The 23,725-nt window shown below is 63.0% G+C and carries 18 protein-coding genes; 5 read left to right on the top strand and 13 right to left on the bottom strand.

The genetic code is table 11. The annotated features are described in order from the left end of the window. Positions 1–44: 44 nt before the first annotated feature. Genes LB554_RS26470 through thrC form a run of 4 tightly spaced genes read right to left on the bottom strand, consistent with a single transcriptional unit; the run spans position 45 to position 6,250 of the window. Positions 45–2,933 (bottom strand): EAL domain-containing protein, encoded by a 2,889-nt coding sequence (locus LB554_RS26470; RefSeq protein WP_140617282.1) that lies wholly within the window; start codon positions 2,931–2,933, stop codon positions 45–47. 3 nt (positions 2,934–2,936) lie between these two features. Further along, positions 2,937–3,533, bottom strand: a complete 597-nt coding sequence (locus tag LB554_RS26475; protein WP_140878145.1) for a GNAT family N-acetyltransferase — start codon at positions 3,531–3,533, stop codon at positions 2,937–2,939. Between the two features lie 12 nt (positions 3,534–3,545). Continuing rightward, the gene (locus LB554_RS26480) at positions 3,546–4,838 is read right to left on the bottom strand and encodes a M16 family metallopeptidase (protein WP_224587737.1); all 1,293 of its coding nucleotides are present in this window, start codon (positions 4,836–4,838) and stop codon (positions 3,546–3,548) included. A gap of 14 nt (positions 4,839–4,852) precedes the next feature. Next, positions 4,853–6,250, bottom strand: coding sequence for a threonine synthase (gene thrC / locus LB554_RS26485; protein ID WP_224587739.1), 1,398 nt, complete (start codon positions 6,248–6,250; stop codon positions 4,853–4,855). Positions 6,251–6,379: 129 nt separating this feature from the next. Between thrC and LB554_RS26490 the strand changes: the two genes are divergently transcribed. Continuing rightward, a complete protein-coding gene (locus LB554_RS26490; RefSeq protein ID WP_140661407.1) occupies positions 6,380–7,111 on the top strand; it encodes a hypothetical protein in 732 nt (243 codons plus the stop codon). 42 nt (positions 7,112–7,153) lie between these two features. On the opposite strand, the gene LB554_RS26495 is transcribed toward LB554_RS26490, so the two are convergent. Then, a complete protein-coding gene (locus tag LB554_RS26495; RefSeq protein WP_224587741.1) occupies positions 7,154–7,843 on the bottom strand; it encodes an HAD family hydrolase in 690 nt (229 codons plus the stop codon). 178 nt (positions 7,844–8,021) lie between these two features. On the opposite strand from LB554_RS26495, the gene LB554_RS26500 reads away from it, so the two are divergent. Then, a complete protein-coding gene (locus LB554_RS26500) occupies positions 8,022–9,155 on the top strand; it encodes a site-specific DNA-methyltransferase (protein ID WP_140617276.1) in 1,134 nt (377 codons plus the stop codon). 64 nt (positions 9,156–9,219) lie between these two features. On the opposite strand, the gene LB554_RS26505 is transcribed toward LB554_RS26500, so the two are convergent. Further along, entirely contained in the window at positions 9,220–9,831 is a 612-nt protein-coding gene (locus LB554_RS26505; RefSeq protein ID WP_140617275.1) for an HAD family hydrolase, read from the bottom strand. Then, the gene (gene mutY, locus LB554_RS26510; RefSeq protein WP_224587743.1) at positions 9,824–10,963 is read right to left on the bottom strand and encodes an A/G-specific adenine glycosylase; all 1,140 of its coding nucleotides are present in this window, start codon (positions 10,961–10,963) and stop codon (positions 9,824–9,826) included. Before mutY ends, LB554_RS26505 begins: the two co-directional genes overlap by 8 nt. A 53-nt stretch (positions 10,964–11,016) precedes the next feature. Here mutY and LB554_RS26515 point away from each other — a divergent pair, with 53 nt between their 5' ends. The 3 genes from LB554_RS26515 (at position 11,017) to smc (ending at position 16,111) form a co-directional block, all read left to right on the top strand. Continuing rightward, positions 11,017–11,517, top strand: a complete 501-nt coding sequence (locus LB554_RS26515) for a DUF721 domain-containing protein (protein WP_140878153.1) — start codon at positions 11,017–11,019, stop codon at positions 11,515–11,517. A 268-nt stretch (positions 11,518–11,785) separates the two neighbouring features. After that, entirely contained in the window at positions 11,786–12,529 is a 744-nt protein-coding gene (locus tag LB554_RS26520) for a DsbA family protein (protein WP_140617272.1), read from the top strand. Between the two features lie 123 nt (positions 12,530–12,652). Beyond that, on the top strand, positions 12,653–16,111 hold the full coding sequence (gene smc, locus LB554_RS26525; RefSeq protein WP_224587745.1) for a chromosome segregation protein SMC: 3,459 nt from the start codon (positions 12,653–12,655) through the stop codon (positions 16,109–16,111). Positions 16,112–16,323: 212 nt separating this feature from the next. On the opposite strand, the gene LB554_RS26530 is transcribed toward smc, so the two are convergent. From LB554_RS26530 to LB554_RS26555, 6 genes are all read right to left on the bottom strand, one after another. Next, a complete protein-coding gene (locus tag LB554_RS26530) occupies positions 16,324–16,692 on the bottom strand; it encodes a VanZ family protein (protein WP_224587746.1) in 369 nt (122 codons plus the stop codon). A 217-nt stretch (positions 16,693–16,909) separates the two neighbouring features. Next, the gene (locus LB554_RS26535; RefSeq protein ID WP_224587748.1) at positions 16,910–17,689 is read right to left on the bottom strand and encodes a GGDEF domain-containing protein; all 780 of its coding nucleotides are present in this window, start codon (positions 17,687–17,689) and stop codon (positions 16,910–16,912) included. A gap of 120 nt (positions 17,690–17,809) precedes the next feature. Next, positions 17,810–18,604 (bottom strand): thermonuclease family protein, encoded by a 795-nt coding sequence (locus LB554_RS26540; protein WP_224587750.1) that lies wholly within the window; start codon positions 18,602–18,604, stop codon positions 17,810–17,812. Then, entirely contained in the window at positions 18,519–19,667 is a 1,149-nt protein-coding gene (locus LB554_RS26545; protein ID WP_411962656.1) for an ABC transporter substrate-binding protein, read from the bottom strand. Before LB554_RS26545 ends, LB554_RS26540 begins: the two co-directional genes overlap by 86 nt. Before the next feature lie 81 nt (positions 19,668–19,748). Next, a complete protein-coding gene (locus LB554_RS26550) occupies positions 19,749–20,117 on the bottom strand; it encodes a hypothetical protein (RefSeq protein WP_140714969.1) in 369 nt (122 codons plus the stop codon). A 72-nt stretch (positions 20,118–20,189) separates the two neighbouring features. Continuing rightward, a partial coding sequence (locus tag LB554_RS26555; protein ID WP_224587754.1) for a beta strand repeat-containing protein occupies positions 20,190–23,725 on the bottom strand: 3,536 nt, incomplete at its 5' end.

A 23,725-nucleotide genomic window follows, 5' to 3' on the forward strand; every position in this document is an offset into this window, starting at 1 on the left:
CATGTCGTTGTTCCGGAACCGAGGACACTTCCGGGTGACATGCATTAGGCCTGCGTGAGCGGATACTGCTCCTTCAGCGTCTTCAGCACCTGGTCGCCTGGCATCGGCGCGCCGAACATGAAGCTCTGGACATATTCGCATCCCATCTGGCGCAGCTCCAACGCATCGCGCTCGTCCGATATGCCCTCGGCGACCACCGAAAGGCCGAGCTCATGCGCCATGTTGACCATGGATTTGAGCAACACCGCGCGTTTTGGCGTGCTGTCGTCGACGAAGCTCTTGTCGATCTTGATGGTGTCGAACGGGAACCGCGTCAGATAGGCGAGCGATGAATAGCCGGTGCCGAAATCGTCCAGCGACAGGCCGATGCCGAGCTGCTTGAGCTTGGTCAGCACATGGGCCGTCTGCTCGGGATTGTCCATGACCAGCGACTCGGTCAGTTCGAGCCGGAAGCAGCGCGGCTTCAAATTGGCGCGCGCGATCACGGAACGCACGTCGCTGACCAGGTCGCGGCGGATGAGCTGGCGGCTGGACAGGTTGACCGACACCGACAGCGGCGCGTCGCCGATCTGCTTTTGCCATCCTGCCAGATCCTCGGCCGCCTGCTGCATGGCAAACAGCCCAAGTTGCACGATCAGCCCGCAGCTTTCCGCGACCGGGATGAAATCGGCCGGCGGGATCATGCCGCGGCGCGGATGGTCCCAGCGCAGCAGGGCCTCGAAGCCGGCGACGCTGCCATCCTCGAGCCGCACGATCGGCTGGTAGGCCAGCGTGAATTCGCGCCGCTCGATGGCGCGCCGCAGATCGGATTCGAACTGCAGGCGATCGGTGCCGACGGTGCGGAACGCCGGGCGGAACGGCTCGATCCTGTCGCCGCCGAAACGCTTGGCCTGATGCATGGCGAGCTCGGCGTCCTTGACCATGTCCTCGGCCGAGGTTTGCGCCGAGGTCCAGGTGATCAGGCCGATCGAGGCGGTCAGCACGATTTCGCGCTTGGCAAAGGTGATCGGATTGTTGATCGCATGCTTGATGGCGTCGGCCACGCCGGCGATGCGGGCAGGGTCCTGCTCGGACAAAAGCATCAGGGCGAACTGGTCGCCGGCGAAGCGCGACAGCGAATCCTTCGGCTTGAGCAGCCGGTGCAGGCGGCGCGCTATGGTGAGCAGGATGGTGTCGCCGGCCGAGATGCCGAGCCCGTCATTGACCTGCTTGAAGCGGTCGATATCGATGACGAAGACGGTCGGGCGCACCTTCTCTTCGGTGCGGGCGATCGAAATGATCGCCTCCAGCCGGTTCATGAACAATTCGCGGTTTGGCAGGCCGGTCAGATTGTCGTGCACGGCGTCGTGCAGCAGCCGTTCCTCGGATTTCTTCTGTTCGGTGACGTCGACCATGGTACCGACGCAGCGGATCACCTCGCCGTCCGATCCGATGACGGGTCGCGCGCGCAGGGCAAACCAGTGATAGTGCCCATCGGCGCCACGCAGGCGGAAATTCTGCGACACCCGGCCGCGGCGATGTTCCAGCACCACGTCGAGCGTGGTGCGGAATGTGTCGCGGTCGTCGGCATGCAACACCGGCAGCCAGTTGCGGGCGGCACCACCCAGGCTGTTGGGCGCAAGGCCGAGCTGGATGCTGACGTCGGGCTTGGTCACCACGCGGTCGCGCAGCACGTCCCAATCCCACACCGTATCGCCCGATCCCGCGACCGCCAGCGCCTGCCGCTCGAGGTCGGAGAACAGCCCCTGATGCAGCGCACCGCCAGCAAAGGCGTGCTGCATAACGGTGAAGCCGATCAGCAGGATGATCAGGATCAAGCCGCCGCCAAGTGCCGGCTGGGCGATGTCGTTATCAAGCATGCCGGTGATCGCCATCCACGATCCGCATAACCACAACAGCACCATGACCCAGCTGGGCACCAGCATAATCGCTCGGTCATAACCACGAATACCGAGGAAGATGATCAAGCCGAGCCCGGTCAGTGCGGTCGCGGCAAACGAGATGCGGGCGATGCCGGCGGCGACCGCCGGATCGACGATTGCGACACCGGCGATCAAGAGCAGCCCCAGAATCCAGACCAGCGCGCCATAGCTGAAATGGCCGTGCCACCGGTTGAGGTTGAGATAGGCAAACAGGAACACCACGAAAGTCGCCGCCAGCGCCACCTCGGTGCCAGCCCGCCACATCTGCTCGTTGCCTGGCGAGATCTCGATGACCTTGTTGAGGAAGCCGAAATCGACACAGATATAGGCAAGCACCGCCCAGGCGAGGGCCGCCGTCGCCGGGAACATCGACGTCCCCTTGACCACGAACAGGATGGTCAGGAACAGCGCCAGAAGGCCGGCGATACCGATGACGATGCCGCGAAACAGCGTGTAGGAATTGACCGAATCCTTGTAGGATTCCGGATCCCAGAGGTAGACCTGCGGCAGCTTCGGCGAGGCGAGTTCGGCGATGAAGGTGATCACCGTGCCGGGGTTCAGCGTCACCCGGAACACGTCGGCGTCGGGGCTGGTCTGGCGGTCGAGCGCGAAGCCTTCGCTGGGCGTGATGGCGGCGATGCGCGTAGAACCCAGATCCGGCCAGAAGATGCCGGAATTGACCAGCCGGAAGTGCGGCGCCACGATCAGCCTGTCGAGTTGCTGGTCGGTGGTGTTGGCGAGCGCGAAGACAGCCCAGTCGCCGGTCGAACGGGCATCGTTGGCTTCGACCTCGATCCGCCGCACGATGCCGTCCGGCCCGGGCGCGGTCGACACCTGGAAGTTCTCACCCTGGTTGCGGTAGATTTCGACGGCGCGCGAAAGATCGAGCGCGACATCGTCGCGGGCGATCTTGATCGGTTCTACGGCAAAGGCCGACGAAGCCGCGCACAGCGTCAGCATCGTCGCCAGAAGAAAGGCGAACAGCGGCCCGTTTCGCAGGGAATTCGTCAAAAATCAGTCCTTCGTTCCAGCGCCCGGCGGATCGTCGGCGATCCGGGCGTAGAGGTAGTGATCCTGCCAGATGCCGTTGATCCTGAGATAGGATCGCAGAAGTCCTTCGCGCCGGAATCCGGCTTTTTCAAGCACGCGGATCGACCTGATATTGTCGGGAATACAGGCGGCTTCGATCCGGTGCAACCTCAGCGTATCGAAGGCGAAGCGGGCCACCACCTTGACCGCGTCTGTCATCAGCCCGCGGCCGCCGAAGCGCTCGCCGATCCAGTAGCCGACATGGCCGCTTTGCGAGACGCCGTGGCGTATGTTGCCGAGCGTAATGCCGCCCGCGAGCTTGCCGCTCGCCTTCTCGAAGATGAAGAAGGCGATCGCGGTTCCCTGTGCGTAGTCCTCGCGATAGCGGCTGATGCGCAGGCGCCATGCCGTGCGGTCGAGTTCGTCCGGGGTCCAGCGCGGCTCCCATGGCTCCAGGAACGCCCGGCTTTCGCCGCGCACCGCCGACCACTCGCGGTAGTCGTTGGTGAACGGCACGCGCAGCGTGACGAGGTTGCCCTTCAGTGCCGGCAGGTCACGGCGAAAGAAAGGGAGCGCGAACACGGCGCTTGGGACTTAGACGGCGAGCCTGCGGGCCGTGGTCTGCGTGCCCGGAAGCGAATCGAGGATCGCTTCATATGGTGCCAGCGTACCCACGGGCCCGACAGCGGTAAGCGTCGGCTTGGTCGAGAACATCCGCGACGACAGGTCGGTAAGGCGCTCGATCGTCAGCGCCGCCAGGCGCTCCATCAGCTCTTCCTTCGCGATCGGCCTGCCGAAAAGGAGTAGTTGCCGCGCGATCTGCGAGGCGCGGCTGGCCGGGCTTTCGGCGGACATGATCAGGCCGGCCCGATATTGGGCGCGCGCACGGTCGAGTTCTTCCTGCAGGATGCTCTCGCCGGCCTTCTGCAACTCGTCGATGATGACAGGCACCAGCTTGGCGATGTCGCTTTGGCCCGTCGCGGCGTGAACGCCGAATATGCCCGTATCGGAAAAGCCCCAGTGGAAGGCGTAGACCGAGTAACAGAGGCCGCGTTTTTCGCGGACCTCCTGGAACAGGCGCGATGACATGCCGCCGCCGAGGATCATCGACAGCACCTGCGAGGCGTAGAAATCCCGCACATGGTAGGCGCGGCCCTCGAAGCCCAGCACGATCTGCGCGTCCATCAGGTCGCGGTTCTCGCGGAAGTCGCCGCCGACATATTGCGCGTATTGCGGGATGGTGCTGTCGGCCTTGCTGCGGAAACCGCCGAGCCGGTTTTCGACCTCGCGCACGAACTTGTCGTGCTTGATGTCGCCTGCGGCCACGATCACCATCCGCTCGGCGCCATACTGGCGTTCTATGAAATCGTGCAACTGCTTGGAGGTGAAGGATTTTACCGTTTCGGGCGTACCCAGGATCGAGCGGCCGATGGTCTGGTGGCGAAAGGCCGTCTCGGTGAAACGGTCGAAGACGATGTCGTCGGGCGTGTCGTGCGCGGCGCCGATCTCCTGCAGGATGACATGCTGTTCGCGCTCAAGTTCCTGCGGGTCGAATTCGGACTCCTGCAGGATGTCGGACAGGATGTCGACGGCCAGCGGCACATTGTCGGAGAGCACCCTGGCGTAGTAGGACGTGGTCTCGACGCTGGTGGCCGCATTGATCTCGCCGCCGACGTCCTCGATTTCCGAGGCGATCTCGAAGGCGCTTCGCCGCTTCGTCCCCTTGAACGCCATGTGCTCGAGCAGATGGGCCATGCCGTGCTCGTCTTCGCGTTCATTGCGGGCACCCGACTTGACCCAGGCACCCAAGGCAACCGATTCGATACTTGGAAGGGTTTCGGTGGCGACTGTCAGGCCGTTCGACAGACGGCTTACCTCAACACCCATATGGCTCGTACTCCCTAACGCGCCGCCCGCGCGCGGCGACTGACGTAATCTTCCACCATTTTGAGGTCGGATGGAAGTACCGTGTATTTTTCCTCGAATGTCATCAATCCCCCTAGCCATGCGGGCAGGGCGGGCGAGACACCGCTGGCGGCTTCGACGGCGGCCGGGAATTTCGCCGGATGGGCGGTGCCGAGCACCACCATCGGCACGGCGCCCGCAGCCCTGGCCGCCGCCACATGCATGGCTGCCGCCGTATGTGGATCGAGCAGGTAGTTGCTGTTTGCCAGCGTCGAGCGGATGGTGGCGGCAACCTCGTCCATATCTGCGCGGCCGGCGTCGAATTCGGTTCGCATACCGGCGATTTCCGCGGCTTCGATGGTGAAGGCGCCCGATTGTTTGAGGCCGGCCATGTAGCGCCGCACCGTTGCGGCGTCGCGGTTTGACGTCTCGAAAAGCAGGCGTTCGAAGTTCGACGAAACCTGGATGTCCATCGACGGCGAGGTGGTCGCAAACACCCCTTTGGTGCGGTATTCGCCGGTCGCGAAGGTGCGTGCCAATATGTCGTTGTCGTTGGTGGCGATGACCAGCCGGTCGATCGGCAGGCCCATCTTCTTGGCGGCGTAGCCGGCGAAGATATCGCCGAAATTCCCGGTCGGCACGGTGAAGGAGACCGGCCTGTCCGGCGCGCCGAGCGACAATGCCGAGGAGAAATAATAGACGATCTGGGCCATGATGCGTGCCCAGTTGATCGAATTGACCCCCGACAGCGACACCTGGTCGCGGAAGCCGTGATCGTTGAACATGTCCTTCAGCAAGCCCTGACAGTCGTCGAAATTGCCCTCGATCGCCAGCGCATGCACATTTTCAGCCTTCGACGTGGTCATCTGCCGCTGCTGCACCGGCGAGACGCGGCCATGCGGAAAAAGGATGAAGATGTCGGTGCGGCTGCGCCCGGCGAAGGCGTCTATGGCCGCGCCACCGGTATCGCCCGACGTGGCGCCGACGATGGTGGCGTGCTGGTCGCGTTCGGCAAGCACATGGTCCATCAGCCGGGCAAGCAACTGCATCGCCACGTCCTTGAACGCCAGTGTCGGCCCATGAAAGAGTTCGAGGACAAAAGTGTTGGCGCCGGTCTGCACCAGCGGGCAGACGGCCTCATGGCGGAAGGTGGCATAGGCTTCGCGGACCAGGCGCTCGAAGACCGGCGCGGCGATCTCGCCGCCCAGGAACGGCGTCAGCACGCGTATGGCGAGGTCGGGATAGGCGAGGCCGCGCATGGCTCGGATCTCGGATGGCGAGAAATGCGGCCATTCGCGCGGCACGTAGAGGCCGCCATCGCGCGCCAGGCCCGCCAGGATGGCGTCGGAAAATCCAAGCGCGGGCGCTTCGCCGCGGGTGCTCACATAATGCATGTCACAGATCCGTTTGCCGCCTGTTTTTCCGTTCACCACAAGGTGGTTAATTTCTGCACCGGCTCTAGTCGCATTTTTGCCGCGCGGTTGATATACGTCACCAGCTTTGCGAGAGGGAAGTGCAGTTTCATGGCGTTTCGTATATCAAGTGGTCGCTTTTTGGCGGGTCTTGCGCTCACGGGCTTTATGCTTGCCGCCGCGGGCTGCCAATCAGGCGACAATGGCATCCTGAACCTCGGTTTCGGCAAGAAGGATCCGACGGCGCCACCGCCGCCGCAGGATCCCAAGGTGCTGGCCAGCCAGCTGAACGCCTATTGCCCAAGGGTGACGGTGCGCGACGGCACGGCCTTCTTCAACACCTATGTCAACGAGGTGCAGAAGCCCAAGCCGAAGCTCAAGAAGACCGGCGATGCCGCTGCGGATGCCGCGGCCCAGGCCGCCGCTGACGCCGCTGCTGCTACGCCGCCCGACGATTCGGCGAGGATCATTTATCAGGCGTCGATCAGCGACGTGACCCGCGATTGCAGCCGTGCCGACGGACAACTGACGATGAAGATCGCGGTTGCCGGCAAGATCGTGCCGGGGCCGAAATTCACGCCAGGCACCATCACCATGCCGATCCGCACCGCGGTCATGCACGGCACCGACGTGCTTTATTCGCAGATCCACCAGTATCAGGTTCAGGTGACCGATCCCTCGGTCGCCACCCAGTTTGTCTTCACCGATTCCAATGTCGTCGTACCGGCGCCGACGGCGCAGGACTATCAAGCCTATGCCGGTTACGACGAAACCGCGCCGAAGGCGACGACCGACAAGCCGAGGAAGAAGACCCACAGGAAGAAGACGGCCGCGACGAACTAGGCGGCTGTCGGCCTGGCGTGCCTCCAGCCGGACGCACGCATCTCAGGCATCCGCCGACCACTCCGACAGAGCGGCAATGACACTCTTCAGTTCCGCCCAGCGGCGGATCACCGTCTCGGCACCGGCCTCTGTCAAGGCGTCGGCATGGCCGGAATAGCTGTGGCTGGCGCCCGTAAAGCCGATCACGCGCATGCCGGCGGCCTTGGCGCCGGTGACGCCGTGCACGGAATCCTCGATGACGAAGGTGTTCGCCGGGTTGACGCCGAGCTTTTCGGCGGCATGCAGGAACACGTCTGGAGCCGGCTTGGTCTTTCCGGTCGGCGTTTCCATCGCCGAGAAGATGCGCCCGGCGAAGAACGGCAACAGATGCACCTTCTCCAGCATGAACTCGATCCGCTCCGAACGTGAGTTGGAGCAGACGCAGCGTTGCGACGTGACCGAGGCGACCGCTTCGCGCACGCCTTCGATGGCGCGCACGTCGCTGCGCAGTTTGCGGTCGACCAGTTCCTCGGCGCGGTCGATCAGCGACACCTGGAACGGGATTTTGGACTTCTCCTCGATTCGTATCAGTATGTCCTTGAAGGTCAGGCCGGCATAGGTCTCGGCAATCTCCTCCGCCGAGATTTCGTATCCGGCCAGGGTTATCAGTTCAGCTTCGACCCGCGCGGCGATGATTTCGGAATCGACGAGCACGCCGTCGCAATCGAAGATGACAAGGTCTGGCTGGGGCATGGTGATCCGGACGATGGAGGGTGGAGGAATGGCCGCTCAGGGCTCAAGCGGCGCGGCATACACCAATGGACACGGCTTCGCAAACTCCTCCACGGCATCGATAAAGCTTCACCGAATATTTACGCTGATCGGTAACCATAACGGGCAGTAAACAGTAACGCGTGCCTTGGGTGTAAAAATGTCAGCCGTGCGTCTTCTCGACGAGCTCTCCCACGCTCCCCAGCAATCCGAATGGCTGGACACGATCCTGAAAGGCGACTGCGTCGCGGCGCTCGACCGCCTGCCGGAAAAGTCGATCGACGTCATCTTTGCCGATCCGCCCTACAATCTGCAGCTCGACGGCGACCTGCACCGTCCCGACCAGTCCAAGGTCGATGCGGTCGACGACGACTGGGACCAGTTCGAGAGCTTCGAAGCCTATGACGCTTTCACCCGCGCCTGGCTGCTGGCGGCACGCCGCGTGCTGAAGCCCAACGGCACCATCTGGGTCATTGGCTCCTATCACAACATCTTCCGCGTCGGGGCCAAGATGCAGGATCTCGGCTTCTGGATTCTCAACGACGTGGTCTGGCGCAAGACCAATCCGATGCCGAATTTTCGCGGCCGCCGCTTCCAGAACGCGCATGAGACGATGATCTGGGCTTCGCGTGACCAGAAGGGCAAGGGCTATACCTTCAACTACGAAGCGCTGAAGGCGTCGAACGACGATATCCAGATGCGCTCCGACTGGCTATTCCCGATCTGCACCGGCGGCGAGCGCCTGAAGAATGAGAATGGCGACAAGCTGCATCCGACCCAAAAGCCCGAGGCGCTGCTTGCCCGTATCATGATGGCCTCGACCAAGCCGGGGGACGTCGTGCTCGACCCGTTCTTCGGCTCCGGTACGACAGGCGCGGTTGCCAAGCGCCTCGGCCGTCACTTTGTCGGCATCGAGCGCGAGCAGGCCTATATCGACGCCGCCAATGAGCGCATCGATGCCGTGCGGCCACTCGACGAAGCGGATCTCACCGTGCTTACCGGCAAGCGCGCGGAGCCGCGCGTCGCCTTCGTCAGCCTGATCGACACCGGGCTGATGACGCCCGGCGCCACGCTCTATGACGCCAAGAAGCGCTGGGCCGCCAAGGTTCGCGCCGATGGGACCGTCGCGATCGGCGACAGCGCCGGCTCGATCCACAAGATCGGCGCCGAGGTGCAGGGACTGGACGCCTGCAACGGCTGGACCTTCTGGCATTATGAGCGCAGCGGCGGGCTTACCCCCATCGACGAACTGCGCCGCATCGCCCGGCTTGGCATGGAACGGGCAGGGGGCTGACCCCTGCAGCCTGCCTCATATTTATTGATTCAAACGCTCAACGGATCGTCGCAAGCGATGGAGATCACGTCCTGATCCCCAATCGCTCAAGGTCTGCTTTAAGCGTGCTGGCATCGGTGAACAGCACCGCTTGCCAGCCGGCGGCCTTGGCGCCGTCGACATTTTTCTGGCTGTCGTCGATGAACAGCGTCGCCGATGGCTCGAGGCCGAACGCGGCCACGTGATGGTCGTAGATGCCACGATCCGGTTTGATCTTGCCAATCTCGCCTGAGATGGTGACGCCGCGCGGACGATCGAGGAAATCGAAGCGTTCGCGCGCTTCGGCCAGCGTGTCGGAAGCAAAGTTGGTCAGCATCGTCACATCGTGGCCGCTGTCGATCAGGCCGAGCATGATGGTGACACTGTCGTCATAGGCATGCGGCACCATCTCGTGCCAGTGGCGACGGAAATTGCGGATGTTTTCGGCGTGCTCGGGGTGCTCCGCGATCAGCAGCGCTTCGGCCTCTTCCCACGTCCGGCCGCGATCCTGCTCTATGTTCCAGTCGTGCGTGCAGATATTGTCGAAGAACCATTTTCTCTCTTCGTCGTCGGGAATGAGGCGGCTGAAGGGAATGTTCGGATCGTAATGGATCAGCACCTTGCCGATGTCGAAAACGATGTGGCGGATTTCAGTCATGGGGCCTCTTTGCACTCAATGGCGACGGTTTTTTCGTCGCGCCGGGTATCGCAGCCTCGATTGCCTTTTTCATGACGGTGGGCAGCGCCTGGCCTGAAATCTCATGGGCGGGCGACCAGAAATACCCTGCCAGGGCATCACCTTTGATGTGGGCGCAAAAGACTTCGAGTTCGAGCGCGAAATGGGTGAACACATGCGCGATTGTCCCGGCGCGCCGCCAGTCGCCGGTAAAGGGCGCTGCCGCCTCTGTGGTGGCTCCGTCCACCCGCGCCGTCCAGGCGGTGGTCGGCACTTCCGTCATGCCGCCGAGCAGCCCTTTCTCAGGCCGCTTGCGCAAAAGAATGGCACCGTCGTCGCGCATGGCAACGAAAGCAGCCCCCCGCCGCAGCGGCTTGTCGGCCTTCGGCAGCCGCACCGGGAAATTTTCGGGATCTCCTGAAACAACGGCGCTGCAGTCCTCGCGCAGCGGGCACAGCATGCAGCGCGGCCGGCGCGGCGTGCATATCGTGGCGCCGAGATCCATCATCGCCTGGGCGAAGTCGCCGGGCCTTGTCGCCGGCACCATGCGCTCGACATGGACCCGTATCTCGGCCTTGGCTTCGCTGAGCGGCGTCGTGATCGAAAACAGCCGTGAGATGACGCGTTCGACATTGCCGTCGACGACGGCGGCGTGGCGGTCGAAGGCGATGGCCGTTATTGCCGCCGACGTATAGGCGCCGATCCCCGGCAATTCTCGAAGTCCGGTTTCGGTGTCTGGAAACCGGCCGCCGCGTGCCGCCACCAGATCGGCGCAGGCCTTGAGGTTGCGGGCGCGGGAGTAGTAGCCGAGCCCCGCCCAGGCTTTCATCACATCCTCCGTCGGCGCCGCGGCCAGCGCTTCGACATCGGGCCATTTCTCGACAAAGGCGAGGAAATACGATTTCACCGCTTCGACGGTGGTCTGCTGCAGCATCACCTCCGACAGCCAGATACGGTAGGGATCGGGCCGCACACCGCGTGCATGCTCGCGCGGCGTCACGCGCCACGGCAATTCGCGATGATGCGCGTCATACCAGGCGAGCAGGCGCGACGCCGTATCATCCGACATGACCTTGCTGGTCTGGGCCTTGCGGGTCTGGTCTGCTGGTGCCATTGATCTTGCGTTGGCCTGGCCGGTATCTGCTGGGTCGTGGCTGGAGAACGCACATGGCAGGGAAAAGGCGCTTCGGCAATCCCGTTCCGGTGAGCGATCTCGCCACCGACATCCTCGACCCGGTGCTGCGCAAGCGGGCAGGCATCTCGATCGGTCTCGTCCAGTCGTGGGAAGAGATTGCCGGACCGCGCTTGGCCATCCACTCGCGTCCCGAAAAGATCCAGTGGCCGCGCCGCCTGCACGAGGATGATCCGTTCGAGCCGGCCGTACTGGTCATCGCCTGCGAAGGCATGGCCGCGCTTCATCTGCAGCACGAGACCGGCGAGATCATCAACCGGGTGAACGCCTTCCTGGGTTTCAGGGCGATAGGCCGCATCAGGATCGTGCAGAAGCCGATAAGCTCGGGAAGAGCCCGGCCCAAACCCACCCTCAGGGCGTTGAGCGCGGCCGAAAAGGCGAAATTGTCCGATACTGTCGGGCTTATAGAGGATGACGGGCTGCGCGCCTCGCTGGAACGGCTGGGGGCGACCATTCTGGGCGCAAGGAAAGCCTAGACGGCTGCAATGACCCCAGGGACTATCCCGAGGCCGTCTGGCCAAGGGCGAAGTGGAACGGTTACAGTTGCCCCGGTCGGCCCAAACGGAGACGATCCCCTTGGTTCTGATTGGAAACGGTCATAGGTTTGTCGTTAATCTCGCGCATTCGTGATCGCCCTCGTCAGGTTTCACGATTGGATTGGGGACAGGGATGCCTTAATTCGCGCCAACTCTCGCCTTTTCGTGCCTTTGCATTGCAAAATCCAACCCTTATCAGGTGATTCGTATGAGCCGTCCCCCGTTTGGCCAAAGCTTCTCTCGCAGAAACGTCCTGACATCGCTGGCCGCCATCCCGGCGGTGGCCCTGCTCGCCGCCTGCAGTGATTCCGGCGAAGAGGCGAAGGCCGCGGATGTCAAACCCGCGAATCCGGCAACGCCCGCAAAGCCGGCCACGCCCGCCGCGGTCCAGGTACCGGAAGCGCAGGGCACCGTCGACATGACCGAACTGATGAAGCCGGGCGCGCTGCCCGACAAGCAGCTCGGCAAGGATGACGCCAAGGTCACCATCGTCGAATACGCCTCGATGACCTGCCCGCACTGCGCGCATTTCGCCGAGACCACCTTTCCGGATTTGAAGACCAAGTACATCGATACCGGCAAGGCGCGCTACATCCTGCGCGAATTCCCATTCGATCCGAGCGCCGAAGCCGGTTTCATGCTGGCGCGTTGCGCCAAGGATAACTATTTCCCGATGGTCGACGTGCTGTTCAGGCAACAGGCGAACTGGGTCGGCGTGTCGAACACCAAGGAAGCGCTGCTGCAAATTTCCAAGCTTGCCGGTTTTACACAGGAGTCCTTCGAGGCCTGCTTGACGGACCAGAAACTTCTGGACGATGTGAGATCGGTCCAGAAGCGTGGCGCCAATGAATTCAAGGTCGACTCGACGCCGACCTTCTTCATCAACGGTAAGACCTACAAAGGGGCGATGTCGATTGAGGAAATGTCGGCCATCATCGACCCTCTGCTCTGACATCGGCTCGGTGCTGAAGCGGCAGCGCTCCGGCGCTGCTTGCCTCTCTATCCGTTCGCGCGCTCTGCGCCCTATCGCAAAACCTCGGTACACTCTTGCCGAACCGGTGTATGAGGCGCGCGAATGAAGTTTTCGCGCCTCCGCCTCCTTGGTTTCAAGTCCTTCGTCGAACCCGGCGAGTTCGTCATCGAACGCGGCCTGACCGGCATTGTCGGGCCGAACGGCTGCGGCAAGTCGAACCTTGTCGAGGCGCTGCGCTGGGTGATGGGCGAAAGCTCCTACAAGAACATGCGCGCGTCCGGCATGGACGACGTCATCTTTTCCGGCTCGGGCACCCGTCCCGCCCGCAACACCGCCGAAGTCACGCTTTTCCTGGACAACAGCGACCGCTCGGCTCCATCCGCCTTCAACGATGCCGACGAACTGCAGGTGTCGCGCCGCATCGAGCGCGAGGCCGGCTCGCTCTACCGCATCAACGGCAAGGAAGCGCGCGCCAAGGACGTGCAGCTTCTGTTCGCCGACCAGTCGACCGGCGCGCGCTCGCCCTCGATGGTCGGGCAAGGCCGTATCGGCGAACTGATCCAGGCCAAGCCGCAGGCCCGTCGCGCCCTGCTCGAAGAAGCGGCCGGCATTTCCGGCCTGCACACCCGTCGCCACGAGGCGGAATTGCGGCTTAAGGCGGCCGAGCAGAACCTCGAACGCCTGGACGATGTCGTGGGCGAGCTGGAAAGCCAGATCGAAAGCCTCAAGCGCCAGGCGCGCCAGGCTTCCCGCTTCAAGAACCTGTCGGCCGACATCCGCAAGGCCGAAGCAACGCTCTTGCACCTGCGCTGGACGCTGGCCAAGACACAGGAAGGCGAGGCGCGTTCGGCGCTGGCCACGGCCACGGCGCTCGTCGGCGACCGCGCCGCCACGCAGATGAACGCGGCCAAGGAGCAAGGCATCTCCGCCCATCGCCTGCCTGACCTGCGCGACGCGGAAGCCGCGGCTGCCGCGGCTTTCCAGCGCCTGTCGATCGCCAGGTCGCAGATCGAGGAAGAAGCTGGCCGTATCCGCAACCGGCAGGCCGAACTCGAACGTCGGCTGCAGCAGCTCGACGGCGACATTGCCCGCGAAGAGCGGATGGTGCGCGACAATGCCGACGTTCTCGAGCGCCTGCGTGCGGAAGAGGCCACGCTGAACTCCGAAAACGCCGGTGCCGCCGAGCGTGAGGCCACCACCCGCGCTGTATTCGAACAGGCCGCCTCGACGCTTGCGCAAAGCGAAGCCAAACTTGCCGCGCTGACCGCCGAGCGCGCCGAGGCCGCCGCCTCGCGCCACCAGATCGAACGGACTTTGCGCGAAACCGCGGAGCGTCGCGACCGCTTCGCCCGCCAACTCGCCGACGTCGACCGCGAATTGTCGGACATCCTCTCCAAGGTCGCCGGCTTGCCGGATCCGGCCGAGAAGCAGGTACTGGTCGAGCAGGCGATGGCATTGCTGGAGGAGTCCGAGGCAGCGGTGGAGCAGGCTGAACAGTCGGTCATCGACGGCCGTGGCGCTGAAAGCGCTGCCCGCCCGCCGCTTCAGGACGCCAAGGCGGAGCTGGCGCGGATCGAAACCGAAGCGCGCACGCTGGCCAAGATCCTGAACGCGGCCAGCGGCGATCTCTTCCCTTCGGTGCTGGAGCAGATCAGCGTCGAGCGCGGCTTCGAGACGGCACTGGGGGCCGCCCTTGGCGAAGACCTCGACGTGCCGCTCGACCGCAGTGCACCGGCGCATTGGGGCGAAAGCGAAATCCAGCCCGGTGATGCCGCGCTTCCGGAAGGGATCAAGAGCCTTGCCAGCGTGGTTCGCGCGCCGGCGCAACTAGCCCGACGTCTTGCGCAGATCGGTATCGTCGAGGCCGCTGACGGCCGCCGGTTGCAGGGGTTTCTGGCTCCAGGCCAGCGCCTGGTTAGCCGCCAGGGTGCGCTGTGGCGCTGGGACGGCCTGACCGCCAGCGCCGATGCGCCGACCGCCGCGGCACAAAGGCTGGCACAGAAGAACCGGCTTGCCGAACTCGATGCCGAAGCGGTGCAGGCCACGCTTGTGCTGCGCCAGGCCGAGGAAGCGCTAGCGCAGGCCGAGCAGGCGCTCCGCCAGGCAAGCGAAGCCGAACGCAACACGCGCCAGGCGGGACGTGAGGCCCAGCACCGGCTGGACGCCGCCCGCAATGCGCTGGCCGAGGCGGAAAAGGCCGGCGGTGAACTATCGAGCCGGCGTGCCGCGCTGGACGAGGCGCGCGCCCGCATCGTCGACAGCCATGAGGAGACGTCAGCGGCTTTCGTCGAGGCCGAGATGCTGCTGCAGGACGCGCCCGACCTCGGCGGCCTGCAATTGCAGCTCGAACAGTCCTCGGCCAATGTCGCCCGCGACCGCGCCACGCTCGCCGATGCGCGTGCCGTCCATGAAGGGTTGCGGCGCGAGGCCGAGGCGCGTTCGCGCCGGCTCGATGCGATCGGCGCGGAGCGCAGCAACTGGCTGGAGCGCGCCGAAAACGCTTCGACGCAGATCGCGTCGCTTGCCGAACGCAAGGCAGAGGCCGAAGCCGAGCGCGAACGGCTGGCCGATGCGCCCGACGAGATCGACGCCAAGCGGCGTGCGCTGCTGTCGCAGCTCACCGAGGCCGAAACCTTGCGCAAGGCGGCAGCCGACCGGTTGCAGGAGGCGGAGAACAGGCAGGCCGAACTGGACAAGGCGGCCACATCCGCCATCCAGTCGCTGGCCGAAGCGCGCGAAACCCGCGCCCGTGCCGAGGAACGGCTGACGGCGGCCGACGAACGCCGGCTGGAGGTCGAGGCGCGCATCCAGGAAACGTTGAACACGCCGCCGCATCTGGTCATTCGCCACACCGGCCTGGAAGCCGACGATCCGATGCCCGAAATGCCCGAGATCGAACGCCAGTTGGATCGGCTGAAGGTCGAGCGCGAGCGGCTCGGCGCCGTCAATCTGCGCGCCGAGGAAGAGCAGAGGGAGCTTTCCGAGCGCCTGGAGGCGATCGTTTCCGAGCGAGAGGACATTATCGAAGCGATCCGCAAACTCAGGCAAGCGATCCAGAGCCTCAATCGTGAAGGCCGCGAACGACTGCTGGCCGCCTTCGATGTCGTCAACAGCCACTTTCAGCGACTGTTCTCGCATCTGTTCGGTGGCGGCACGGCGGAATTGCAGCTGATCGAATCCGAGGATCCGCTGGAGGCGGGCCTGGAAATTCTTGCCCGACCGCCCGGCAAGAAGCCGCAGACCATGACGCTGCTGTCGGGCGGCGAGCAGGCGCTGACGGCGATGTCGCTGATCTTCGCCGTCTTCCTGACCAACCCGGCACCGATCTGCGTGCTCGACGAAGTCGATGCGCCGCTCGACGATCACAATGTCGAGCGCTTCTGCAATCTCATGGACGAGATGGCCAAGACCACCGAGACGCGTTTCGTCATCATCACCCACAATCCCATCACCATGGCCCGCATGGACCGGCTGTTCGGCGTGACCATGGCCGAGCAGGGCGTCAGCCAGCTTGTCTCTGTCGATTTGCAGGCGGCAGAGGCGATGCGCGAGGCGAGTTGACGCGTCCGACCGCCACCGCGAGGTGGAGCGTCCGGCAGCCATCGGCGGACCGCTTAGGTTTTCTGATCGTGTCCGTGGGACCGGTGTTTGGCCGAGGCCCAGAGGAAATAGAGCGGGCCCATTTTCAGCACAGGCACACGACGATCCCGCTCGCGATCGCGCAGTTCGCGGTAGACCTTCACCTTCAGCGGCAACTTGCTGATTTGGCTATCTCAATGCACGCGTCGCGAAATCCAGTTCGCGCAGATTGCCGCCAGAAGTCCGCAAGCCATGCCGACGCAATCGGCGATCCAGTCGAACACGTCGAGATCACGCTCTATCAGCGACGTGCCCTGGAGGATTTCGATCGCGGCTCCAACCAGGGCGAGGAAGATGATCAGCCTCCTCTTGCGGCCCGGCCAGCCCAGACTTCCCAGAAACGCCAGGATCGCGAAGGCGCTCGCATGGTTGGCCTTGTCGTAGTGGAAGCCGATATCGATGCCGAATTCGTCGAGGCGAGATATCGGCAGCAACGCGAGCACCAAGACCGCAATGAGCGTGGCGATAAAGGCAATCCGCTCGGCGGCTGAGTAAAACTTCATTCTGTTCCGTCGATACACCAGCCATCGAGGTCGGGTCCGGAGATCTTGGTCAGGTGGCATGCCGGTGTAAGCGGCAGGCTGGCGTCCATGGCCACGATTGCATAAGCCGGCTTCGAAAAGCAACGAGCCCGTCTCGCGATCACGAGGGGATCCCAAGGCGTGCCCGCCCATTTGCCGGCACGCCTTCCGCCTATTGGCGATAGAATGGTGACGGCTCTCAGATTGAAGCGCGTTGAATACGCGACAGTCCAAAACCGCTTTTGCCCGACAAGCTCTCTTCGGCAGGCCGGAACATGTCCTCGAAGTCCAGGTCCTGCTCGAAAACCACGCCCCCGACGGACACGGCCAGGATCTCCTCGGCTCCCTGAGGGGCGAAATAGACCTGCGAGACAGTGGCACGGATACGCTCGCCAACCGTCCTGGCTTCGGCCTCGCTCGTTCCGGGAAGGAACACACCGAACATGGAGGCACCTATGCGGCCGACGACGTCTTGCGAGCGCACGCAAGACCGGATGGTTGAAGCGATCAGGCGCAAGGCCTCGTCGCCCCAGTTCAGGCCGAAGCGCAAGTTGATGGCGTTCAGGTGTTCAGGATGAATGACCAGGAACGCGCCCGATCGCTCGCCTTGTGGGGAAGACCTGATCGCCCGTCTCTCGATCAGCGACGTGAAGACCCTCCCGTTCAGGCAACCGGTCAGCGTATCGAAGGTCGCGGCCCGGTTGAGTTCCCGCCGATAGCGACGGATCTCGGCCAGTTTCAGGCCTATGAACACAAACAGCGGCAGGCAGATCACCACAGGCAAAAGTGTTGCCGTGATCATGCCGCGCCCGAAAGGCGTCAGCGCCTCGCTGAACAACAGCAGATAGTTCAGGACGAGGGACACGCACAGGCTGCCGACGGTTCCAAGAAATGCCAGCCAGGCAATGGTCTTCCATTCATGATGGACCGGGACATCGGCTGCTGCATTGCTCATCGTCGATCTCCGTTCGATCGCCAAGCATAAGACCGGCAAGTTACGATTTCGGTTTCGAAGAACAATACAATTTGACACGTTGGTTAGATCGCCAAGCTTCTGAACGGAGGATGCTGCCCTTTGTGGCGAATCCGGTGCTGTCGCCTATGGCGGGCCGAAGATTCCCATCTCCGCCGCCCTGGCTGTTGCTTCGGCCTTGCCATAGATGCCGCTCGGCAAGGCCAGCGCCCAGCCATTCGATACCAGCCAGGCACCGACATCCTGTTTGCCCAGCCTGCATGTCACCGCGACAGGGAAGCGGTCGACCACCGGAGGCACGAAGCAGTTCAGCGCTCGCCCGCGCATCCAGTTGTTGAAAGCCGCGTAGGCCCGCTGTCCGCATGGCCACGCGCTCTCGTGAAACAGGCAGACCCTGTCGGTCTGGACGCCCTGGGTTCCACTGATGAACAGTTTCCGCCCCATGGAGTCGAAACCAGCCGACGACGTGGCCACTGGATCGTAAAGCAATGTTTCCCGCCAATCCCTGGGCATCCATGACTTGGGGCGTGATGCGACGCCGAGGTCGCCAAGCGGCAAACGAGGTTCCACCCGCTCCATCTCCGATCCCTCGATCTGCGGCGGTGCGATGAGATCCTCGGCAATCTTGCGGGCTGAGTTGACGATCGATCGAGCCGGATGTCGCGCGACGTCATCGCCGACGTCAGGGGCTGGGTCGGTGAGGCTTCGTTCGACGGGGAACAGGGTCGCTGCCTTGACCAGCAGCAGGATGCCGATGACAAGCTCGAGACCCGCGAGCGCGATCATCATGCGAACGCGCCCCCGATGTCCCATCGGGCCGCCCGCGTCCAATTCGCTAGAAGCTGGACGTCGATTTGGCAACCAGTTTGAGCGCACCTTTTTCAATCCGGTAAAACGGCATTGAGCGTTCGCTGGATCCATCCGCGCGGAACCTGAACAAGCCGGTCGATCCGCGAAAGCCATTCGGGTTCTCGAAAACCTGCCTGTTGAAGCCATTGGGTCCGGCAGCGCTCGCGATCCCCGCGGTAAGGGCGACCATATCATAGGCATAAGCGACATTGACGTCGGCCTGGTAATTGAAGCTTGCCTTGAAACGATCCGAAATGGGGCCTGTTTCATGTTGGTCGAGCGTCGCGATATAGGCGCCTTCGAAAAGCGGACTGGTCGGGTGCTCCAGCCAGCGGTTCGTGCCAACCACGGAGGTTGATTTTCCAGGGATGCCTTTTGCCTTGAGGGCGATCAGGATTGGCGATGGATTGCTGTCGCCGCTGGCGACGATCACGGCGTCGGGGGCGTCAACCAGCGAGCCCATGTCCGCGACCGCCTTTGCCGCGCTGTCGGCGCTCGTGTAGGGGATGGTGATCGCAAGTGCGGCGCCGTACACGCTGAGGCTGTTGGCGACGTGTTTTTCGGCAATATCGGCACCCGCGCCCGCTGGCACCAGCAGGACGAATTTCTTGCCGCCCTTGGCCGCGATTGCGCCGGCGCCCGCCGCGGCGCTGTCCGCCTCGCCAAGGCATACCGCATAGACGCCCGGGCCGCCGGCAAAATTGTCCGCGAGAGCCAGAACCACCGGCCGGTTCGAGCCCGACAGTTTCGCGACATGCTGCGCCGCCGGCAGTTCGGTCGGACCGATGACCACTTTCGCTCCCGAAGTTATGGCCTTTACCGCCAGTTGCTGGGAGTAAGCCGCGTCTCCCCTTGTGTCCTCGACGGTAAGCGTCAGCAGGGGATTACCGAGGTCCGTCATGGCGAGCTTGGCGGCGTCGAGCATCTTTCTGCCGTTTTCGCCCGCGGATCCGGAGGCGGACAGCGGTAGCAGCATGGCGACTTTCGTGGGTCCCGTGCCGAGGGACTGCGTCGCCTGGCTTGCGTTTGCGACAGCAACAACAGCAGCCGGCTGGTTGGCGACCTGGATGGCGGCGGGGTCGAGCGCGTCCGACACCGAGCTTTTCGATTGGCAGCCGAGCAGCGATAGCGCCATCGCGCAAGCGACCGCCCATGTCCGCGGGCCGTGGACCGGCCGGTCAGATTCCATTTTCTGCCAGCGCTTTCGCTCTTGCGGTCAGTTCATGTACTCGACCATGCGGTCGTGAAAACACTCGCATTTATTGAGCGTGTCTTCGTCCTTGTAATTCGTCTTCAGGTAGCCGTAAGCCATGCCGCAGGCGACCTTGGCTTCCGATGCCCAGACGAAGACCGGCCGGGATGAATGGATCCATTCCGGGCTGTTGGCGACGGCGACCGACTCGTCCATCAGCTTGACGACCTGTTTCGTGAGGTCGACCGTGTTGTCGGTCAGCACGAGGTTGGAGGTTCCAACGGTGCGGCAATAGTCGGCCACAGGTCCCTCGATGATGTCGGCGGCAAAGCCGGTCGATCCCGCCAACAGCAGCGCCGTGGCCGAAATCAGCAACCTTGAACGAATTCTCATGTAAGCCCCTCTCCAAATTGCCATTTCATGTCCCGCTAATGCATAGCATGGGAGCACGAGTGCGCAGAAGCGTTAAATCGTGACATGCTGCTGCGTGTGTGTTGCGTCGTCATAGAGGATGTTGATGGTGCCGGCCGCGGGCGCGTTCTGCAGTACAGCCACATCCACGAAGTTTGCCGCGTTGCCTGAGCCGCTGGTGTCGACGCTTACCGTGCTGGTCGCGCTGTTGTAATGCACGTAGTCGGCGATATTGCCCGCGGCGGCTTTGTCGAACAGAGCGGTCAGATCGATCTTATCGCCCTCGGCGCCATGGTAGTCGGCGATCAGATCCTTGATGTTCAGATTGTCGATCTTGAACGTGTCGGCTCCCGAAGTGCCGGTGAAGGCTATCGACTGCTGCGCCGGGGCAACCAGCGAAGTATCAAGTTCCACCTCGACATAGTTGCCGCTCGTGCCGTCGGCCATCTGGAAAGTGCCGTTGCCGGTCACGGTCTGCCCGTCGATTTCGCCGACAGCCGGCTGCGCTGCCGTGCTGATGGAGACAATACCGTTGTCGGCGAGGTGCGACAATTCCCCGGCGTCGCTGGTGCCGTTGGCATTGGCGTCCTTCCAGATCAGCAGGCTGCTGAACGCCGCGTCGTTGTGATCGATGACGCCGTCATGATTGCTGTCGAGCGATGCCAAAGCGGCCGCGCCGCTGGCGAAGTGGCCGCCGTTGAAGTTCGGCGTGAACAGTTCCGTGCCATCATCGATCTTGCCGTCGTGATTGAGGTCGACTGCCAACATGCCATCATTCGATGTGTTCCAGGCGAGTTGTTCCTTGGTGCCGTCGCCGTTCATATCGAACTGAACACCGTGGCTGACGTCGGAAAAGGCGAACCCATTGTGGTTCAGGTCGAGAATGATGGGATCGACCGATCCTCCGATGAGGGTGTTCAGGTCCGCAACCGTGACGTTCTGCAGGTCGACCAGCGTTCCGCCGCCGGCATCGGCAGTTGGCTGAGTGTAGACGAAGGTGTGGTTTATCCCCGAGATCGTCGCCGCGAAAGCGAGCGTTGCTCCGGCGTTGCCGATGTCTGTGCCCATAAGATACTGAACAGCCGCAGCGACGCCTGACGTTGTGGTGATAATTAACGGCGAGGCGCCGGCATCGGTTCCGAAGAAATTGGCGATGCCATTCGTGACCGAATGAGACTCCACCGTGTCTCCACCGATCGTCAAGACCGAGTCACCTGCGCCGTCAACGAGACCGGCTGTAGCAGCCAGCAGCACACCCGGCAGGGTCAACTTGTCGGTTCCGGCGATGAAGTCGGTGATGATGTCGTAGCCGGAGATCGTACCGGCGTTGCCCGATCCACCTATTACGGGCGTCGAGTCGCCAGCCCCGATCAAGAACGTGTCGTTGCCGATGCCGCCAGTCATCGTGTCCGCGCCGGCGCCGCCGACGAGAGTGTCGTTGCCGTCGCCACCGTTTAGGATGTCGTTACCTGAGCCGCCGATCAGCAAATCGTTGCCGCCCGCACCGTTCAGGGTGTCGTTACCGTCCAGGCCGGCCAGAACGTTCGCGGAGCCATTCCCGGTAAGCGAATCCCCGAAATTGGAGCCGATGATGTTGTCTACTCCCGCACCGGCGGTCTCATTTATTAACGAGCCGGAACTCGAATGATCCGTGGTCGCGCTACCTGACGAAAGCAGATCGACGACCAGAGGACTGGTGGAAGTATCGCCATCCGCGTCCGTCAATGCGAGGTTGAAGTTGAGTTCGACTGAGGGAACATTCGTGACGGTGCTGACGAATGCAAATGCACCAATATCGAATGCCTCGCCGTCGAGGCTGGGGTTCACGCCGTTGATGGAACGGGCATTCTCGATTTCAATCCTGTCATAGCCGGTTCCCGATGCCGTCACGAGAACGGTGTCGTTGAGGTCGAGACCAGTGACTAGGTATCCGCCATGCCCGTCCGTCGTCAGCGAAGCAAGACTCACACTCACGCCGTTCACCTTGATATCGGTGATCGTATTGAGCTGCGCATCGTTCGCCAGCGCGGCGGAGTCGTTGACGGTATTGGGGTCATCGCCAGCATTGTAGATGCGCACCCAGGTTTCGATGGAATCGGCCGGGGGACTACCGTTGACCTGAACAATGGCGAACTGGAAACTGTTCACGTTGTAATGTGTCGTGTAACCATATGAATTGTTGTTGCCGGATGAGGCAGTCGCACTATTGACGAAGTCAATACGCAAATTGTCTCCGTCGTTCATCGAGTTGTTGGCGACGCCGATGCCGGTCGTGCTTGCCGAGACCGATGATCCCGATGCTGCGTTGCTTGTACCATTCGCTTGGCGTTCGTAGCCGGAGAACAGCACGTCCTGGGTGGTGCCAGCCACGTCCAACACCTTGAATTGCTGGGTGTTCGAGCCAAGCGCCGAAAAATTGTCGATGTGCGTCTGTTGCGTGGCACCAATCGCGGCGAACACTTGAACCTGGTAGTGGTCGGCACTGGTGGCCAGGCTTCCGTCCGGTTGCAGCGTTATCTGGAAGATCTCGGTTCCGGTGCCCAGACCACCTGTCCACCCTTGCAGTTGCAGCGGGGTGGCGGGGTTGAGGTCGTGATCGACAAGGAACAGCTGGATAGGCTGACCTCCTGATGTCAGATTGACCGAAGCCCCATTTATGATGCCGGTGGCCAACTGGCCGTTCGTGATGTTGGAAAAGCTGATCGAGCCAAGCTGGTCGGCGCCAACATTGTTGTCAATATTGGCATCCGCATCCAGGTCGAATGTGGCGGTGCTGCCAGCGACGTTGACGAGAACTGCCCTCTCTGGAGATAGCATCGTCGGGACGTCATCGACGATATCGACCAGGATGGTGCCGGTGGTGGTGTTGCCGTGGGCGTCGGTGACCGTATAGGTGAAGCTGTCCTTGTCCTGCTCTGTGGTGATGCCGTTGTTGGTGGTCGCGCCGTCATAGGTATGGGTCAGCGTGTAGGTGTAGGTGCCGTTGGCATTGAGCACCAGGTTGCCGTAGCCGCCGGTAGCCGGCGAGGTCAGCGTATAGGTATAGGGACCGGTGCCGCCGGCGGGCGTGATGGCGCCGTCGAAGATCTGGCTGCCGTCCAGCGGCGAGCTGCCCGTGGCAAGTCCCTTCTCGTGAACCAGCGCATCGGTGTCGGAGGCCGTCACCGTGACGTTGTTGACGGTGATGTCGAGGGTCACCGTCGAGGTGTCGCCGTCGCCGTCGGTAATGGTGTAGACGAAGTGATCGACCGCGTTGGTGGTCACCGCATTGGGATTGGCCGTGTAGGTGTAGGTGCCGTTGGCGTTCAGGACCAGCGTGCCGTACTGGCCCGCGATCCCGGTTCCGCCGAGATTGCCGCTGACCGGGTTCGCGACGTTCGAGCCGGTGGCCACGCCCGTCACCGCGCCGCCGGGTGCTGCGCCGTCGGCGCCCAGCACGTCCGCCGTGCCGTCGCTCAGCACATTGCCCGAGGCCTGCGCGCCTTCCGTGACGCTGTTGGTGTCGGCATGGGCCGTCGGGACGTCATCGACGATATCGACCAGGATGGTGCCGGTGGTGGTGTTGCCGTGGGCGTCGGTGACCGTATAGG

This window comes from Mesorhizobium sp. CO1-1-11 (assembly GCF_020164995.1).
GTDB classification, from domain to species: Bacteria; Pseudomonadota; Alphaproteobacteria; order Rhizobiales; family Rhizobiaceae; genus Mesorhizobium; species Mesorhizobium australicum.

What these genes read in the sequence shown, in the direction of transcription:
- LB554_RS26480 (WP_224587737.1), bottom strand. Translation starts at nt 4,838, where the DNA reads ATGGGTGTTGAGGTAAGCCGTCTGTCGAACGGCCTGACAGTCGCCACC.
- thrC (WP_224587739.1), bottom strand. Translation starts at nt 6,250, where the DNA reads ATGCATTATGTGAGCACCCGCGGCGAAGCGCCCGCGCTTGGATTTTCC.
- LB554_RS26490 (WP_140661407.1), top strand. Translation starts at nt 6,380, where the DNA reads ATGGCGTTTCGTATATCAAGTGGTCGCTTTTTGGCGGGTCTTGCGCTC.
- LB554_RS26495 (WP_224587741.1), bottom strand. Translation starts at nt 7,843, where the DNA reads ATGCCCCAGCCAGACCTTGTCATCTTCGATTGCGACGGCGTGCTCGTC.
- LB554_RS26500 (WP_140617276.1), top strand. Translation starts at nt 8,022, where the DNA reads ATGTCAGCCGTGCGTCTTCTCGACGAGCTCTCCCACGCTCCCCAGCAA.
- LB554_RS26505 (WP_140617275.1), bottom strand. Translation starts at nt 9,831, where the DNA reads ATGACTGAAATCCGCCACATCGTTTTCGACATCGGCAAGGTGCTGATC.
- mutY (WP_224587743.1), bottom strand. Translation starts at nt 10,963, where the DNA reads ATGGCACCAGCAGACCAGACCCGCAAGGCCCAGACCAGCAAGGTCATG.
- LB554_RS26515 (WP_140878153.1), top strand. Translation starts at nt 11,017, where the DNA reads ATGGCAGGGAAAAGGCGCTTCGGCAATCCCGTTCCGGTGAGCGATCTC.
- LB554_RS26520 (WP_140617272.1), top strand. Translation starts at nt 11,786, where the DNA reads ATGAGCCGTCCCCCGTTTGGCCAAAGCTTCTCTCGCAGAAACGTCCTG.
- smc (WP_224587745.1), top strand. Translation starts at nt 12,653, where the DNA reads ATGAAGTTTTCGCGCCTCCGCCTCCTTGGTTTCAAGTCCTTCGTCGAA.
- LB554_RS26530 (WP_224587746.1), bottom strand. Translation starts at nt 16,692, where the DNA reads ATGAAGTTTTACTCAGCCGCCGAGCGGATTGCCTTTATCGCCACGCTC.
- LB554_RS26540 (WP_224587750.1), bottom strand. Translation starts at nt 18,604, where the DNA reads ATGGATCCAGCGAACGCTCAATGCCGTTTTACCGGATTGAAAAAGGTG.
- LB554_RS26545 (WP_411962656.1), bottom strand. Translation starts at nt 19,667, where the DNA reads ATGGCGCTATCGCTGCTCGGCTGCCAATCGAAAAGCTCGGTGTCGGAC.
- LB554_RS26550 (WP_140714969.1), bottom strand. Translation starts at nt 20,117, where the DNA reads ATGAGAATTCGTTCAAGGTTGCTGATTTCGGCCACGGCGCTGCTGTTG.